The following is a 15,577-nucleotide window of genomic DNA, read 5'->3' as shown; positions in this document are numbered from 1 at the left end:
AAAGCCAGCGGTTGCATGGATCGACATGCGATGCAGCGCGGGCAATGACGCCAGGAATGGGCGGGGATCGGATATGAAGCGCTTTCCCTATATCCGCTGGACGATCATCGGCCTGTTCGTCGCGGCAATGGTCATCAACTATCTGACCCGAAGCATCCTGGGCGTCGCTGCGCCCGCGATCATGACCGAGCAGCATATTTCGTCCGCGCAATATAGCTGGATCACCGGCGCCTTTCAGTTCGGCATCATGTTCCAGCCGGTGGCGGGCTATCTGCTCGACCTGTTCGGATTGAAGTTCGGGTTCAGCCTGTTCGTCGCGGTCTGGTCGCTGATCACGCTGGGGCATGGCTTTGCGAATGGTTGGTTAGGCTTTGCCGGGCTTCGCGGCGCGCTGGGGCTGGTCGAGGGATCAGCCCAACCCGCGGGCATGAAGGTGGTCGCTGAATGGTTTCCGGCGCGTGAGCGTGGCGTGGCGGGCGGTATCTACCAGATCGGGGCGTCGTTCGGCGCGGTCTTCGCGCCGCCGCTGGTCGCCTGGGCGGTGTTTCACCATAGCTGGCGTGCGGCGTTCTTCGTCGCGGGCGGGTTGGGGCTGCTCTGGGTACTGGCCTGGCTGTTTTGGTACGCACCGCCTGCCCGGCACCGCTCGCTTTCCGAAGGCGAACGCCAGTTGATCGTCGAGGGGCAGGAGGCGTCGCTGGCGAAGCATCGCCGCCGCCCGCCGCTGGGCGAACTGCTTCGCCGTCGCAACCTGTGGGCGATCGCGGCGGCGCGGTTCCTGGCCGATCCGGTCTGGGGGATGCTGTCGCTCTGGATGCCGCTCTATCTCGTTCAGGCGCGGCATTTCGATCTGACCCAGATCGCTCTGTTCGCCTGGCTGCCCTTTCTGGCAGCCGATCTCGGTTGCCTGTTCGGCCCCGCCGTGGTGGCCTTTCTCCAACGGCGCGGGATCAATCTGATCGATGCGCGGCGAGGGGCCTTCACGCTCGGGGCGGTGCTGATGACGGGCATGATGTTCGTGGGCAGCGTGAACAGCCCCGTCGCCGCCGTCGCGCTCCTGTGCCTGGGCGGGTTCGCGCATCAGACGCTGTCGGTTACCGTCATCACCTTGTGCTCAGACCTGTTCCCGCAGGATCAGGTGGCGACTGCGACCGGCGTGTCGGGAACGGCGGCCAATTTGGGCGTGCTGCTCTTCACGCTGACGCTCGGTTCGCTGGTCGATCAGGTCGGCTACCAACCCTTTTTCATCCTGCTCGGCCTGCTTGATCTGGCAGGTGCGGCCCTCCTCTGGACCCTGGTGCGAAAACCCGCATGACGATCAACAATCCCATTTTGCGTGGCTTCAACCCCGACCCCTCGATCGTGCGGGTGGGCGAGGATTACTATATCGCGACCTCCACCTTCGAATGGTATCCCGGCGTCCAGATCCATCACAGCCGCGACCTGGCGAACTGGACGCTGGTCGCGCGTCCGCTGAACCGGGCCGCGCAACTTGACATGCGCGGCGATCCCGATGGCTGCGGCGTCTGGGCCCCCGACCTCAGCTACAAGGACGGACGGTTCCACCTGATCTTCACCGATGTGAAACGCTATGGCCGCACCACCGTCGATGGCGCGCGCGGAGCATCTTTGCGCGATTTCCACAATTACTGGGTGTCGTGCGACCGGATCGACGGCGAATGGAGTGATGCCGTACATCTTAACAGCAGCGGTTTCGACCCCGCGCTGTTCCACGATGACGATGGGCGGAGCTGGTTGCTCAACATGCTGTGGGACCACCGCCCGGACCGCAAGCGCTTTGCCGGGATCGTCATCCAGCAGATCGACCTGTCGACCGGCCGGTTGCTGGGTACGCGTCGCTGCATCTTCGAAGGCACCGAACTCGGCTTTACCGAGGGGCCGCACCTCTACAAGCGGGACGGCTGGTATCATCTATTGGTGGCGGAGGGGGGGACGGAGCGGGCCCACGCGGTGGTGATGGCCCGGTCGCGCCATCTGTTCGGCCCCTATGAGCTTCATCCGGATGGCCCCGTCCTAACCGCGCGCCACGACCCGTCCGCGCCGCTGCAACGCACCGGCCATGGCGATCTGGTCGAGACGCCAGAGGGTGAGACCTGGATGGCCTATCTCTGCGGGCGGCCGCTCCCGGTCAGGGACCGGTGCGTGCTGGGCCGCGAAACGGCGATCCGGCGGATGCGCTGGGGCGAGGACGGCTGGTTGCGCTGTGCCGAGCCGGACGCGGAAGCAGGCCCCGTTCCGGCGGAGGACGAACGCGATATGTTCGATGGGCCGATATTGCCCGCCGCGTTCCAATGGCTTCGTACTCCTCGGTCGGAGCGACTGTTCAACCTGACCGAACGGCCGGGCCATTTGCGGCTCTACGGTCGCGATACGATCGGCAGCCATTTCGAGCAGGCCCTGGTCGCGCGCCGTCCGAGCGCATTCCGCTATGGTGCGACGACCTTGGTGGAGTTCGAGCCGGAGCATTTCCAGCAAGCGGCGGGGCTCGTCTGCTATTATAACAGCACCAAATTCCATTATCTGCACATCACCGCCGACGATGTGGGCCAAAGAGTGATCCAGGTGCTGTCGGTTCTGCCGACGGGCGACGGGCAGAGTTTGCTCACGGCGCCGATCGCCGCGCCGGAGGGGCCTATCGAACTGCATGCCGCCGTCAATCACGAGACGCTGCGCTTCGCCTTTCGCGCGGTGGGGGCGGGGGATTGGCAGTGGCTGGCCGAGACCTTCGATGCCAGCCTGTTGTCGGACGAAGCGACGCTGGCCGGCCTGCCCAATTTTACGGGCAGCTTTGTCGGGATGGCGTGTCAGGATATGGCGGGGACGGGACGCCATGCCGACTTCCACTATTTCCACTATCGAGAGGTGTGATTCTTGTCCCTGCCGTGAAGCGTTTAGGGCTTTGGGGAAACCGCCTGACGAAGCGGGAGCATAAGTGTCGATCCGGCGTTCGGTGCCTATGACTTCGGAAGACGAACACTGGATGCGGATGGCGATCGAGGTCGCACGTTCCAAGGGCTCCGACCCATCCACCTCACCACTTGGATCGGTGATCGTGCTGGACGGTCGCGTTCTGGCGGCCGAGCGGAACCAGACGCACGAACTGCCCGACGCCACCGCCCATGCCGAAATGATGGCGATCCGCCGTGGCTGCGAAGGGGAGGGGGAAATGGAGTTGCGCGGCGCGACGCTCTACTCGACGCTGCAGCCCTGCGGCATGTGCACCATGGCGTCGATCTGGTCGAAGGTCGGCCGCGTCGTTTATGGAGCCGGACGCGAGGACGTCCACGCCATGTATTTCGAGGCGCGGCATGTCGATACGCTGAGCTTCATCGCCGATGCCTATCGCGATGACATCGAGATCGAGGGCGGATGCCTGCGTGAAGAATGCGCCGGGCTCTATTACCCGCCCGATGCCGACCTGCCCATCGAAGAGCAGGCGAACCTGTGATCGGACTGAAATAGCCCTTGCGTCCGGCCGCCCGCTTCCCCTAAGGGCAACCGCCTGTCGGGGAGTGGCGCAGTCTGGTAGCGCGCCTGCTTTGGGAGCAGGATGTCGCAGGTTCGAATCCTGTCTCCCCGACCATCCGCTTGCAAGTCTTTGATTTCGCGTCTTAACGGCGGCGATCAGGGACGGTTGTACCCACGACTGTACCCCTCGCTGTACCCCTTGGGGTGGCGGAATGGGCTTTTCGAACGTGGCGCTGCGTGGCAGTCGCTATTGGTGGCGGAAGAAAATGACGGTTGCTGGCGTTCGGTTAACGCTGGCGTTACCCATCGGTGCAATGAGCTTTGCAGACGCGCGGGTTATCGCCTTGCGTCTCGGTTCAGCGGCGGAAACATTGCGCATGGGATATGGCGAGCGGTCGACGGGTGTCAGCCCGGATCAACTCAAGAAGGTGTTCAGCGACGCACTGCGCTGGCAGTTGCAGCGCATTCTCGAGGATCAGGTCGCCAGCAGCACTCCCGCCGTCGATCATGCCAGCCTCAACTCCCGCTATGCCGAGGCGTGGACCTTCCTGTCCACTCGCGGAGTGGACGCGAAATGGACGCCCGACGACCATGATCGCCTGACCGCCAACGGCTGGAACCTCGCCGAGGCCAGGGCCGTCGCCGATACGGTCTTCGACCTTCAGGGCGGAAGCCCCGTCTCCGGGGAGCAGATCGGCACTTATGTCGAAAATTTCGGTATCGCGCCGACGGCGGCAAACCTGGATAAGATGCGCCGCACCATCTGCGCCGCCAAGGCCATTGCGTGCCGGAAGGCGACGGCGAACCTGTCCCTGGACGAGGATGTGCCCGCCGAATGGATCGACGACGCGCTTGCGGACGATACGCCATTCGCATGGGAAACGACGTCGGTCACGCCACCTCAGCCGTCCAAGCCGCAATCGACCAGCTCGGTCGAGCAGGTGGCAGTCCAGCCGGTGCCGGCCAAGGCGAAGCAACGCCTCGTCGACGCCGCCGACGCCTGCATCGCGGTCCATGAACGCCAGCGCGCATGGGACGCTGTCACGATCCAGCAGGTTCGGACCGCCATTCGCCTGTTCGACTATGCCTGCGGCGGCGACGTCTTCATTGAAGATATCACGCAGGAGCATGTGACCGCTTTCACCCACCTGTGCCGCGCCCTGCCCAACCGCTGGGGCCGCACGACCGAGGAACGCGCGGGGGGTATCGCGGCGAGCCTGGAACGGGCCAAGACCATGGCGCCCAACATGCTCGGCGTTTCCCAAATCACGGTCAACAAGCACATCACGTGGATCATGGCCGTTCTTGATCATGCCGAGGGTGCGAACGACGAGGAGGGTCATCGTCCTGCCGAGCCGATCAGCTTCAAGAAGGCGCGGAAAGGCGTCGGCAAAAAGGCTCGTCAACAACGCAAGCGTGACCGGGAGAAGCGCGCCAACTGGACGAAGCAGGAAGTCCGACGGTTGCTGTCGGCCCCGATCTGGACCGGGGCGGCTGGGATCGATCGCCGCCTGACGCCCGGCAGCGAGATTCTGCACGATGCCTGGTACTGGCTGCCGCTGATGCTTCCGCTCTACGGCGGTCGCAGTTCGGAACTGGCCGGGTTATCGCTCAGCGATATGCATGAAGATGAGCCGATCCCGTATTTTCAGATCGACTTCACCGAAGACCGTGGGCTGAAAAATGTTCAGTCCGTCCGGAAGCTGCCCATCCATCCCGAACTCATCCGGCTGGGCTTCATCGAGTATGTCCACGCGATCCGTGCGGCGGGCTGCACCATGCTGTTTCCAGACATGGCATCGCCGGGCAGTTCCAGCTTCGCCAGCACCTTCTACAAGAGCATCTTCAATCCGTGGAGAAAATGGGCGTTCCCCAACGGAACGCCCTGGCGGCATCAGGTGGGCGGCGCCTGGAAGGACAAGGATGTCCACAGCTTCCGCGGCACGGCCACTTCGATCCTGAAGGGCGTCGTGCCGGATAGCGTCCGCTGCGACATCTTCGGCCATGAAGGGGAAACCGAAACTGCGCGCACCTATGACGACGAGGCGGAACTATCGATCAAACTGGAGGCGTTGAAACACCTGACGCCGCTGACCGCCCATATCCAGCGGAGTCTGCCGATCCGCATTCGCCCGGCGGACCGCCTGAAGTTCGGAGCGCGTACGCCCAGTCGACTGGGACGACCGAAAGCGGACAAGACGAAGTGAACCGCGTTTTGCACAGGGTTTTTGCTTCCGCACTAATCGTCGCTTGAGATTGTTAACGCATCCGGCTTAGAGTCGAGACGTTCGCCGGTAGGCGGACCGAGGCGTGGAAACCTCGTCGATAAGTAGCCGTACGCCCGGCCCGAATTCTATTCGGCCGGGGAGCGGGCGTGTATGTCCAAGGCGCAAGCCCAAAGACGCTCGCGCCTGTCTTATCGCAGGTTTCCAATCCCCGGCTTTTGGGCCGGCACCGCCTCGTTTCTACAGGGCGGTGCCGCCGGCTGGGGAAGCCGATCGGCACCACGCGGACGGGGGTTCGGGCGTGGGTGCACTTATTGGAAGCCGCAATTGACGGCTTGCCATCATCAAGAATTCGACGACCGCTTCCGTGGCGGTGCTTCTCGCCGCATGTGGTGGAGGCGGCGGCATCAATTCGTCCGGGTCGATCCCGGCACCCAGTCCAACACCGTCGCCGACACCCACTCCACCGCCGACGGCAGCCGACAGTGCGGAATACAAGGCGTCGGGTGCCGTGGTCGGCATGAAGGCAGCCTATACCTATGATCGCGGGATCACCGGCAAGGGCGTCACCATCGCCGTCATCGACACCGGCATCAATGTCGACGAGCCGGAGTTCAAGGGCCGGATTTCGGCGGACAGCACCTCGTTCGACCAGAAGATCGCCCGCTGCGCCACCTGCGCCGCCGAGATCGTCCGCTACGACCTGAAGGATAACAACGGTCACGGCAGCGGGACGGCATCGGTCGCGCTGGCGGCCCGCGACACCAAGGGTATCCAGGGCGTGGCGCCGGAGGCGACCCTTCTCGCGCTCAAGATCGCGGGTCCGGACATGTCGAACGTCAGTCCGACGTCCGGCCCGGTGCCCGAGGGCGGTGGTCCGAACTCGGCGCTCATCGCTCCCGCGATCACCTACGCGGTAGAGAAGGGGGCGTTCGTCATCAGCATGAGCCTGAACGGCTTCGCAGGCGGCCAGATCGCCGCCGAACAGCGAAAGGCGATGGATCTCGTGCGGACCAACGACCGTCTGGTCATCCAATCGGTCTCGAACGACGTCGGCCTGGACAGCTTCGCGGGTCAGGTTACCGAGAACATGGTCGGCGCCGACATGATCAACAAGGAATGGTTCCTGTTCGGCATCCGCGTCGACCGGAGCCTGCAGGCCCCCAGCGGCAACGGGACTCCCGGCGCGCTGGCGGATCGCACCCTCGCGGTCGTCGCATCGAACATCGACGTCGTGGACAAGGACGGCTCCATCACGACCGTCACGGGAAACAGCTTCGCGGCACCTGCGATCGCCGGCGCGGCGGCTTTGCTCAAGCAATACTGGCCGCAACTCGGCGGCAAGGTAATCAGCCGCATCCTGCTCGACACCGCTACCGACCTTGGTGCGGCAGGTGTCGACGAAAAATTTGGCGCTGGCCTGCTCAATGTTGAAAAAGCCATGCAAGCGCAGGCACCTGCCAGCGCATTCGCTGGAGCACAGACGGCGTTGGCGCGCTTTTCTTCGCTGACCATGTCGGCCCCCTTCGGCGGGGCCGTGACCGTCGCTGACAAGATCGGTGGCATGACAGTGGTCGACCGCTATGGCCGCGACTTCCGCATGACCCGAGCTGCAGGCATCTTGTCGCGGGGATCAGGTCTGCTGGCGAACGCGATGCTGACACCGCTCGATCCGCCATGGATGGTGGCAAGCGCCGCTGATACGCGCTTCGGCTTTGCTTCGTCGGCTACGACGACAGGTTATTGGCAAGGGGCGCGATCGAACCGCCCGGCATTTATGTCCTTCTCCCCGGCAAGAGGGCAGACGGTGACGCTCGGCGCGAAAGTCGCGATCGGCCAAGGCGGCAGCCTTGCCGGATCGCCGCTGCGCGGGATTGGCGCGACGCCGGTTGGTATGTCGTCGAGCTGGACCGGATCGGGCTGGTCGGCGTCGGTCGCTTCCGGCACGTCGCGTGATCGTCGGACCGGGCAGCGCACCGTCGCAATAACGACGCCGCTGGGAATTGGGCTGGAGCTAACCGACCTCGCCGAGCGTGGCCGTGTGCTGGGGTTGAGGCGGTCCAGACCTCGGTCTGGAGGGGGCATCGACGACGATGGCGACGCTGACGATGCGACGTACCGTCGCTGGGATGGCACTGTCTGCACGAGCGACGGCTGCCACCACTCACGTGCGCGGCGGGTCCGCGCTGATACGCTTCAACCAACCGGTGCTGGGCACCGCCTTTGCGATCGAAGGCTCACGCGGCCTGCTCGGCGGCGTCGCGACGCTCGGTCTGTCCTCGCCGCTCCGCGTCGAACGCGCACGGGTCGCGATGCTGATGCCGGTAACCTACGACTTGATGTCGGGCGCGCTGGCGACGCGAATGGCGGTGGTCGATCTGGCCCCATCAGCACGTGAACTGGATGTGGAGCTGGGCTGGTCGGCGGCACTGTCGCCGATGTCCTCGCTGCGCTTCGGCATCGCCCACGCTTTGGATGCCGGCCATGTCGCAGGTGCGACCGACACGGCGGGCTTCGTGACGCTGGTGCTGCGATGACCTGCCACTTCGCCGCACGGGCACCACCTCTCAACTGACGCCGCCAGTCGGCGACGAAGCTCAATGCACCAAGACCTGCGACGTCGGGATGGCTTTCCGGCGAGCGACGTCGCGCGTCCAACTGCCGAGGAAGACGACGATGACGATTTTCAGAACGATGCCGATTGCCACCGTTATGCTGCTGACGATTAGCGGTACGGTCAGCGCACCATGCGAAGCACAGTCGGTGAAGACGGCACCCAAACCGACCAAACTGCTCGACATTGCTGGCATCCGTCCCGGCATGAAGGCGGCCGACGCGGTGGCGCTTTTGCGAAGGACCGATTGGACGGTGACTGCTGATCCCGGCAACAGCTGGGCAGAAGTCGTGGAGGAAGCGGTTGCCAGACGGCGCAATCAAATACCGCCGACGTCCGCCCGTTCCGGCGTTTACAATTACAACGGGGTTAAGGGCGAAGAGACTATCCGGATCAACATCGTCCCTACGCCGGACGGTGGGAGGGTCGGCGTGGTGGGGTACCGCGCGCCGGAAGCTGGTCGCAGCTATGCCGAGATCCGAGCCGAGGTCATCGCCCGCTACGGCCCATCGATCTATGGCCCACGCCAAGGGGTTCTGATCGCTCCGCAAGGCAAGGACGGCGCGACCATATCGCTCGAAGTCGACTCGACCGGCATGCACCTTATGCTGCTGCCCGGTAGCGCTGCGGACCGCGAGGCGCGCGCACTAGTCGACCGGGCGGTAAGCGCCCGGATCGGCGCGGTCGGCAAATCCTTCTGACAGGAGCGGTATATGCCCTACCTCATCGGTATGATCCTAGGCGATGTGCTCGGCCGGATCGGTGTTTTCCGCGCCGCCGGTGCCGCGCTGTTGTTGAGCGGAGTCGGGTTCCTCGCCTATCATCTGGTGGCGGCCAATCTCGACCCAACGGTGGCCTACGGCGCTGCGGTGGCTGCGCCACTGACCTTGTTCGGCTGGGCGATCTGGCAACCGGCGGCGTCGCGACTGCGGCTATGGATCGTCGACGGCGTCTATCTTGCCGCCAGGCTGGCGATGTGGTGGGCTGCAGCCGCATTCGTCATCGGCCTCGTCGCAGCCCAGTTCCGTATCGACAGATGGCTGGCGGGGGAATGGCCGCAGGCGGCAACCGCCGGGTTCTTCTGGCTAGTGCAGCGTGCACTGGGCGCGCAGGTCGCCCGCTCCCACCGGATCATGGGCGAGCGCAGCGTCATCGAGGTCGGCGCATGAGGGGCGCGCTGACGCTTCGGATCGTTGCGGCGCTGGTGCCGGTGCTGACGTCCATAGCCACAGTGGATGCGGCACCTCGCCCTGCGGTGCTGGAGGCAACGACGAAGGCGGACTGGCAGGCGGCTGGCCTTGACGGTACCGGCTGCTACTGGTCGCCCCGCCGGGGCGGATCGATCCACTTCGTCGCTGCCGGTAACACGGCGATGATCAAAGTCCGCGGTCGCATCGTTGTCCTGAAACCGCGACGTGATGCGAAGGCCCTTTTCCCGTTCACCCATGACGCCTGGCGGTCCGGCGACCTGACCATCCGGGTCGTCGATACCGCCCGGATTCGGGCGATGGGCTACGAGACGGTCACCACCGACGCGGCGCTGATCGTCACCCGCCGCGACGCCACGATCCGGCTGCGCGGGTCGATGATCTGCGGGTCATAGCCGCCGGCCGCACGGCGGCGATGAGCGGCCGGCGGCTATGCCGCCGGAGGGGCAGGAAAGCACAAGAAAGAGCCCGGGCAAGGATAGGAGAAGGACAAGAGAGAAAGCTGGAGGCGCGACTACGCAGATTGGCGGGCCAATCTGCCGTGCGCCGCCCGCCGCCGTGACCATCGGCGGCGGGCGGTGTCCTCCAGCCTGTCGGCTTCCGGAAGGCGGAGGCGACGTGTTCGTCGAGGGGGTTGCCCTATCCCGGCCGGTCCGGGACAATATGACATATGGCGTCACCCGGCACAGATAGCGGCGAACGCGCGGTCTATGCCCATCACGTGCGGGCATTGCTGCGGCGTCAGCAGCAGGACGATCGCGACGCGATCGGTGCGACGCTGTCCCGTGCCCGCTTCCGCGTTCAGGGGGTGACCGAGCAGACCGGCAAGGGGAAGAAACGGCGAGCCAAAGCGCCGACCAATCAGCGCGTCGTCGACTTTTTTACCGCCAGCCCGCTGACCGGTCGCGACCGCCAGACGTGCGGCTTCCGCATACCGCATTTCGACGTCAAGCCGATCACGCGGACGTTCGCGCCGACCCGCAAGGACGGCCACGTCCGGCACGGCCACAAGACTGCGGCCATGACGGCAGGGGACCATTTCGACTATGTCACCAGCGGTGCCACGATCGGGGTCGCGGCGCATATCGACTATATCCGCCGGGAAACCGGCCTGCAGAATCCGGTCGGAGATCTGGCGATCGACCTGCTCGACGCGCAGGATCTGCGCGCCGAGACTAATCGGCTGGCGATGTTCACCAACATCCCGGGCGACCGGGGTCGGCAGCGTAGCCTGTTCGAGGCGGCGGAACGCTCCGAGTCCTCGCCGCGCACGCATTATCTGATGGCATCGACGGCGCAGGTCGACGGATTCAGAATATTCGAGCGAATGGGGATCGCCCCGGACTGGCTGCGCGCGATGAGCCGTCGTCTCCGTGATGGACGCGATGAGCTGAAAGAAAAGGCTGCAAAAACAGCCAAGCTGTTCAGGGATCGTGAAATCCCGGTGGCGGAGGTAACCGAAGAAGAGGCGTTTGACCGGCTTGCCTGGCTCGACGCACATCCGGCGGGCGAGGGCCTGTTCCAATGGAAGCAGGGCCGCACCGGACGGGTGCAGCACCGCTTTGTCGGTGAACTCCCCGACGGACTGTCGGTCCATGATCGGTACGAAATCCTATCTCGCTTCTGCGGCGAGCTTGGCGATGACGGGTGGATGGTGATCGGCGCGATTCACCAGCCCGACCGGCATAACGACCGCCGCAATTTCCACATCCATGTCGATGGCTATGACCGGCCCTGCCGATGGCTGGACGAGCATGGGTGTTGGGACTTCGAATATGTCGAACGTCGAAACGGCAAGAACGTTCGACCCTTTGCTCAGTCCAAGGTCCGCTATGGTGCCGACATCGGTACGGATGGCATGGGGCGGCCGAATGTAGCAGCCCTCATGCGGCGGCGATTCATCAGCACCGTCAACGAGGTCGTCGGCGGTCGGCCCGACATCGTCCGGTACCTGCACGGCACCTATGCCGATTACGGCATCGCCATGACCCCGCTCGAGCATATGGGCAACCGCGCCACTGGGCTCGAGCACCGGGGTATCGTAACCGAGGTGGGGTCGCGCAACGCCCGCAAAATCGTCGCCGACGAGGCCGCTGCTTGCGAAGCGCGGGCGACGGCCGCCGAAGCAGCGCTGGAGAAGGAAGTCGCGTTTTCTCGTTCGGCCTTCGCACATGATCGCGATGCGTTGGCAGCCCTTGATCGCTGCGAGAGGCTTGAACGCCGGCTGATCCGGCGACGTCTGCAGGCGGAACTGGCCGATGTCGTTGTCGCGATGGCGCGATCCCGCGCCGATGCGGTGATCCGCACCTTGACGCCTGAACCGGGTCGACCAGTGAAGAAGAGAGCCGGTGACGACGATCTGCGCGCCGCAGCGCTGGAGCACCTCGCCTGGGTCGACCGGCACAGCCCTTCACCAGCGGAGCGTGATGCCGAACGCCGGGCGCTGGCACAGGCAGAGGCCCGCGTGGCTGCCGAATGGCGTGTCGTGCAGGCCGCGACGCAGCAGGCGTCACAGGACCAGGCCCGCAGATCCGCCATGACATACCATCCGCCTGTCCGGGTGAAGAAGCTCGCCACACCGATGCCGTCGCGCTACGACGACCGCAAATGCGATCGGCTGCGCGCGTGGCTCGTCAAACACGCGGCGGACCCGGCGCTGTTGGTGATCGAGGGTGACGCGGTGCGGCTCGGGCAACGCGTCCCGGTCGCCATCGACACGCTGATGCGGCAATTTGCTGCCGAGCGTCCGGTCCAACGTATCCTGCTTGCCGAGCGCGACCGGCGATCGGCGGCGAATTTGGCCGCCGCGTCAAACCATGAGGCCTGGACGCTCGAGCTTCCGCTAATGATGCCAGCCGATCTCGGCATCGAACCAATCGTTGCTGCGATTGTAACGTCTGAGAAAACGGGCGATCGGCAAGCCACGCCCATAAAGGAAGTTGCTGAGCAGTCCCCTCCGGCATCCGTGAGGCATCAGCCAGATCCAGAAGAGATGGAAGCCGCTGTCGTTCAGCCGACCATTGCAGAAGCGAACAGGGAAGCTCGGCGAAAAGCGGCCCGCCGTCAACAAGCCCTGCTTCGCGAACAGGCATGGGAGCTTTTGGGCCGGAAGAACGCGGCCGTCACCGCGGTTGGCGATCGATACCAAGTCGACATGACGGGACTGAGCGCGGAGGATCAAAGGGTGCTGATGCATCCTGATTATTACGCGGAATTCCAAGCGCGCCTAGCCGAATGGCACGCTGAACGACAGCAGCGGCAATCCGATCTGCCATCCATTACGCCGCCGCGGCATGGAGGCCCGCGCAAGCCTATTCTACCCATACCTCATGTCGTGAAGATGCCGCTGGAACCGCCTATCGGGCTGCGGGCCGTACCTGCGTTGCGTGATACCGGACGCCTTGGGAAAGCCCCTGTCTTGCGGGCTAGCGAGAGAGCTGCGCCTGCGTCGCCTGTCGGTGTGGTCCGTCGGCGCAACCGGATTGAAGGCGCTGAACGGCAGATACCGAACGCATCGCCGCCAAATCAGGAAAAGCCGCAATCCCCCCGTGGCGTATCCGGTCAGCTTGGTCGATTGGCCAAAACGCTTGGGCCACATACTGATGATGCGAAGTCGAAAGGCAAAGCGGAACCAACGATTCCGGATATCAGGGGCAAGGGATCGCACGAACGCTGATCACGCCGGTCTATCACCTGCTGCGGTGAAGCGGGAACGCTCGGCAATCTGCTACGCCCTCCAGGCGCTTCGCCTTCATCGCGAAGGCGAAGGATAGACCGGCCGGGCCGGCCGGTATGATGGTTTGGAAGATGCCTGCGGCTGTGCCGTAGAGGCGAAATGATGGTGCGGAGCCGGCGAGCAGCCCGCCGTTCCCGCGCAAAATCAGGAACTTTGATGTACATCGTGACACGCGAGCGAGAGCTCGCAAAGGCGCGCGCCCTGTCTGGCGCGCTCGCCATCGCCGAGCGCGCCGGTTGGCGGATCGACCGGTCGGTGCTGATCATCCCGCCGCCTTTCCGCAATTACCTGCACATCGCGGCCGCTGAATTGCTTTTGGTGCCGTCGATCGAGCCGTCACGCGGGGATCTCGACACCGTCGGGCGCGGCACCCGCATCGCCCGGTGCGACGCGCTGGTGGTGAAAGCGTCGAGTGCCGGACATCGAACCGTCTACTGTGCGGTCGGCGAGTGGCAGCGCCATGGCACCGTCTGGCATCATGCCCGCCGGCTCTGGCTTTCGCGCAGCAACGAGGCGTGGCTGGTGCCCGACCCTGCAGAACCGGATGAGAGCGACGCGATTTTCCGCCTTTCCCCTGGTCGTTTGCGCCCGATGAGGCCGGCCCGGCTGTCCGCAACGGACGGAGGTTGCGATCTGGCGCCGGGGCTGGCGAGGGCCGATGCTTTTCTTGCCGCCGTCTGGGGGGATCGCTGATGAGCACGCCGCTGCCGTGGATCAGCCCGTCCGATGCTGACGACATGCTCTACGATGATCCGATGGGGTCGATGCCGGATTTCGGCTACGCACTGCTGCGCAAAACGGCAAAGGGAAAGACCAATTCAGTCGCCGATCTTGCCCGCGCGAAACTCCAACCCAGCAAACCCAATGACCGCGACTGGCTAGCGGATGGCCTATGGCCTATCACCTGCGCATCACACCGCATCTTCACGGCGCCCGGTGTCGCGGTCGAACCCGGCGCGCTGGAAAGCATCTTCCACGACTACGACGCCAAAGCCAAAGCGCATCAGAAATTGCTGGCGGTCGTGCTGACGTACCGCTTCCCGCATAGCTGGCAACCCGCCGACATCCTGTCGCTGGTCGGCATGTACGCGCTGGAAAAGCTGGCTCTGCAACGTCGACTGACCAGCATGACGGTGGTCCATATGCCTGGCGACGAATTATCGGCGCGCCGGCCTCACGCACATGTCCTGTGTCTGTCGCGCGTCCAACGCTCTTCTGGCTGGGGCGAGGTGCATCCTGATCTTGTCGCCAAAACCGCGCAGACACAATTCCAGCAGGAGTGGGAGCAATTCTACGACATCTGGGTGCCTCGCTACCGCGACGGCTGACCCTTTAAGGGCGGGATCCGCAGCGGTCCCGCCCGCCTGCCGGGGGCAAGATACGAAGGAAGGAGGATGCTCCCCGATCCGGGGATGAAAATGGAGAAGACCATGACGACTGAGAAGAGCACTATCATCCGCCGCCACACTGAGGCCGTCGCCCAGATGCTGGTCGGCAGCCGTGCGATGAAGCCCGGAGCGGCGATCCTCGCCGGCGAAATGGGCGGAGCCGAAGGGCGGCTGCGTATCGGTGCCATCGCGCACAGCAGCGGCAACGATCTGGTATATCTGGATTTTGCCGATGGCGAGGCCGGGTATCAGCTGACCGGCATCACGCTGTGCGCGGTACGTGACGGCATCTGCCACCTGCAGACCGATTGCCGCCTGTATCTGAGCCGCAATGGATCACGGGCGATCATTCTGCCGCAGCCCGGCATCCGCAAAGCGTACCGGCTGGCGCCGGGCGAGCTGATCCAGCTGGCCCACCAGCCGGCCGACCGTGACGAGGGCATCGCCCGCGCCGAGGCGCGGCTCGCCAGGCTTGTCGCTCGCGGCACTACCTTCGCCGATCGTGCCTCGATCAGAATGCACCCGCTGGCCGCCTAACGACAGAGACCTGACGCCACCCGCCGTTACGTCAGGTCGCACGTCATATCTGTTGATCGCTCTGCCACAAGGCTGACCAAATGCCATTGGTCGAGGGACATCAAGTCATGTTCGTGCCCTTTGCAAGAAGGCGGATAGCCGATCATCGTCGCTCATCGCGACGTCGAAGCATACGTGGTTGCGCCACCCGCCGCTGGTGCTGAATACCGGCCCAGGCGCCAGTACGATCCCTTCGCCGATGGCGCGGCGAGCGAGATCAACGGCATCCACACCATCCGGCAACTGTGCCCACCAGTCGCGCTCAGACAAAGGGAACGATCTGACGACGTCGTCGCGGTGCCAGGGATATTGGCGTCGCGGCCGGTGTTACCTATTGATGC

13 protein-coding genes and 1 tRNA gene are annotated in these 15,577 nt (G+C 64.5%); all 14 read left to right on the top strand.

Annotation, left to right across the window (positions count from 1 at the left end; all coding sequences use genetic code 11):
- Nucleotides 1-73 precede the first annotated feature (73 nt).
- The 14 genes from NZL82_RS15125 (at nt 74) to NZL82_RS15060 (ending at nt 15,197) form a co-directional block, all read left to right on the top strand.
- A complete protein-coding gene (locus tag NZL82_RS15125; protein WP_261270584.1) occupies nt 74-1,315 on the top strand; it encodes an MFS transporter in 1,242 nt (413 codons plus the stop codon).
- Nucleotides 1,312-2,889 carry a glycoside hydrolase family 43 protein gene (locus tag NZL82_RS15120; protein WP_261270583.1) on the top strand — a complete coding sequence of 526 codons (1,578 nt, stop codon included), beginning with the start codon at nt 1,312-1,314 and terminating at the stop codon, nt 2,887-2,889. Before NZL82_RS15125 ends, NZL82_RS15120 begins: the two co-directional genes overlap by 4 nt.
- Before the next feature lie 88 nt (nt 2,890-2,977).
- Nucleotides 2,978-3,469 (top strand): nucleoside deaminase, encoded by a 492-nt coding sequence (locus NZL82_RS15115; RefSeq protein ID WP_261270699.1) that lies wholly within the window; start codon nt 2,978-2,980, stop codon nt 3,467-3,469.
- 58 nt (nt 3,470-3,527) lie between these two features.
- Nucleotides 3,528-3,604 (top strand) — tRNA-Pro (locus NZL82_RS15110).
- A 199-nt stretch (nt 3,605-3,803) separates the two neighbouring features.
- A complete protein-coding gene (locus NZL82_RS15105; RefSeq protein ID WP_261270582.1) occupies nt 3,804-5,696 on the top strand; it encodes a hypothetical protein in 1,893 nt (630 codons plus the stop codon).
- 385 nt (nt 5,697-6,081) lie between these two features.
- Entirely contained in the window at nt 6,082-8,112 is a 2,031-nt protein-coding gene (locus tag NZL82_RS15100) for a S8 family peptidase (protein ID WP_261270581.1), read from the top strand.
- Nucleotides 8,078-8,251, top strand: coding sequence for a hypothetical protein (locus NZL82_RS15095; RefSeq protein ID WP_261270580.1), 174 nt, complete (start codon nt 8,078-8,080; stop codon nt 8,249-8,251). The genes NZL82_RS15100 and NZL82_RS15095 overlap by 35 nt, the downstream gene beginning before the upstream one ends.
- Nucleotides 8,252-8,390: 139 nt before the next feature.
- Nucleotides 8,391-9,029 (top strand): hypothetical protein, encoded by a 639-nt coding sequence (locus NZL82_RS15090; RefSeq protein ID WP_261270579.1) that lies wholly within the window; start codon nt 8,391-8,393, stop codon nt 9,027-9,029.
- A gap of 12 nt (nt 9,030-9,041) precedes the next feature.
- Nucleotides 9,042-9,497, top strand: coding sequence for a hypothetical protein (locus NZL82_RS15085; RefSeq protein WP_261270578.1), 456 nt, complete (start codon nt 9,042-9,044; stop codon nt 9,495-9,497).
- On the top strand, nt 9,494-9,931 hold the full coding sequence (locus tag NZL82_RS15080) for a hypothetical protein (protein WP_261270577.1): 438 nt from the start codon (nt 9,494-9,496) through the stop codon (nt 9,929-9,931). Before NZL82_RS15085 ends, NZL82_RS15080 begins: the two co-directional genes overlap by 4 nt.
- A 275-nt stretch (nt 9,932-10,206) precedes the next feature.
- Nucleotides 10,207-13,212, top strand: a complete 3,006-nt coding sequence (locus NZL82_RS15075) for a MobA/MobL family protein (RefSeq protein WP_261270576.1) — start codon at nt 10,207-10,209, stop codon at nt 13,210-13,212.
- A 216-nt stretch (nt 13,213-13,428) separates the two neighbouring features.
- Nucleotides 13,429-13,965, top strand: a complete 537-nt coding sequence (locus NZL82_RS15070) for a hypothetical protein (protein ID WP_261270575.1) — start codon at nt 13,429-13,431, stop codon at nt 13,963-13,965.
- Complete coding sequence (locus tag NZL82_RS15065) at nt 13,965-14,600, top strand: hypothetical protein (protein ID WP_261270574.1); 636 nt, start codon at nt 13,965-13,967, stop codon at nt 14,598-14,600. Before NZL82_RS15070 ends, NZL82_RS15065 begins: the two co-directional genes overlap by 1 nt.
- A 66-nt stretch (nt 14,601-14,666) precedes the next feature.
- Entirely contained in the window at nt 14,667-15,197 is a 531-nt protein-coding gene (locus tag NZL82_RS15060; protein WP_261270573.1) for a hypothetical protein, read from the top strand.
- The last annotated feature ends 380 nt before the right edge of the window (nt 15,198-15,577 follow it).

Source organism: Sphingomonas sp. LC-1 (assembly GCF_025371035.1).
GTDB lineage: Bacteria > Pseudomonadota > Alphaproteobacteria > Sphingomonadales > Sphingomonadaceae > Sphingomonas > Sphingomonas sanguinis_E.
The sequence above is the reverse complement of the archived record's forward strand: the minus strand, read 5'-3'. Positions and strand labels throughout refer to the sequence as shown.

Excerpts from the sequence above, each read along its gene's own strand:
- NZL82_RS15120 (WP_261270583.1), top strand. The coding sequence starts at position 1,312 with ATGACGATCAACAATCCCATTTTGCGTGGCTTCAACCCCGACCCCTCG.
- NZL82_RS15085 (WP_261270578.1), top strand. The coding sequence starts at position 9,042 with ATGCCCTACCTCATCGGTATGATCCTAGGCGATGTGCTCGGCCGGATC.
- NZL82_RS15115 (WP_261270699.1), top strand. The coding sequence starts at position 2,978 with ATGACTTCGGAAGACGAACACTGGATGCGGATGGCGATCGAGGTCGCA.
- NZL82_RS15095 (WP_261270580.1), top strand. The coding sequence starts at position 8,078 with ATGGCGGTGGTCGATCTGGCCCCATCAGCACGTGAACTGGATGTGGAG.
- NZL82_RS15075 (WP_261270576.1), top strand. The coding sequence starts at position 10,207 with ATGGCGTCACCCGGCACAGATAGCGGCGAACGCGCGGTCTATGCCCAT.
- NZL82_RS15065 (WP_261270574.1), top strand. The coding sequence starts at position 13,965 with ATGAGCACGCCGCTGCCGTGGATCAGCCCGTCCGATGCTGACGACATG.
- NZL82_RS15070 (WP_261270575.1), top strand. The coding sequence starts at position 13,429 with ATGTACATCGTGACACGCGAGCGAGAGCTCGCAAAGGCGCGCGCCCTG.
- NZL82_RS15125 (WP_261270584.1), top strand. The coding sequence starts at position 74 with ATGAAGCGCTTTCCCTATATCCGCTGGACGATCATCGGCCTGTTCGTC.
- NZL82_RS15080 (WP_261270577.1), top strand. The coding sequence starts at position 9,494 with ATGAGGGGCGCGCTGACGCTTCGGATCGTTGCGGCGCTGGTGCCGGTG.
- NZL82_RS15105 (WP_261270582.1), top strand. The coding sequence starts at position 3,804 with ATGAGCTTTGCAGACGCGCGGGTTATCGCCTTGCGTCTCGGTTCAGCG.
- NZL82_RS15090 (WP_261270579.1), top strand. The coding sequence starts at position 8,391 with ATGACGATTTTCAGAACGATGCCGATTGCCACCGTTATGCTGCTGACG.
- NZL82_RS15060 (WP_261270573.1), top strand. The coding sequence starts at position 14,667 with ATGCTCCCCGATCCGGGGATGAAAATGGAGAAGACCATGACGACTGAG.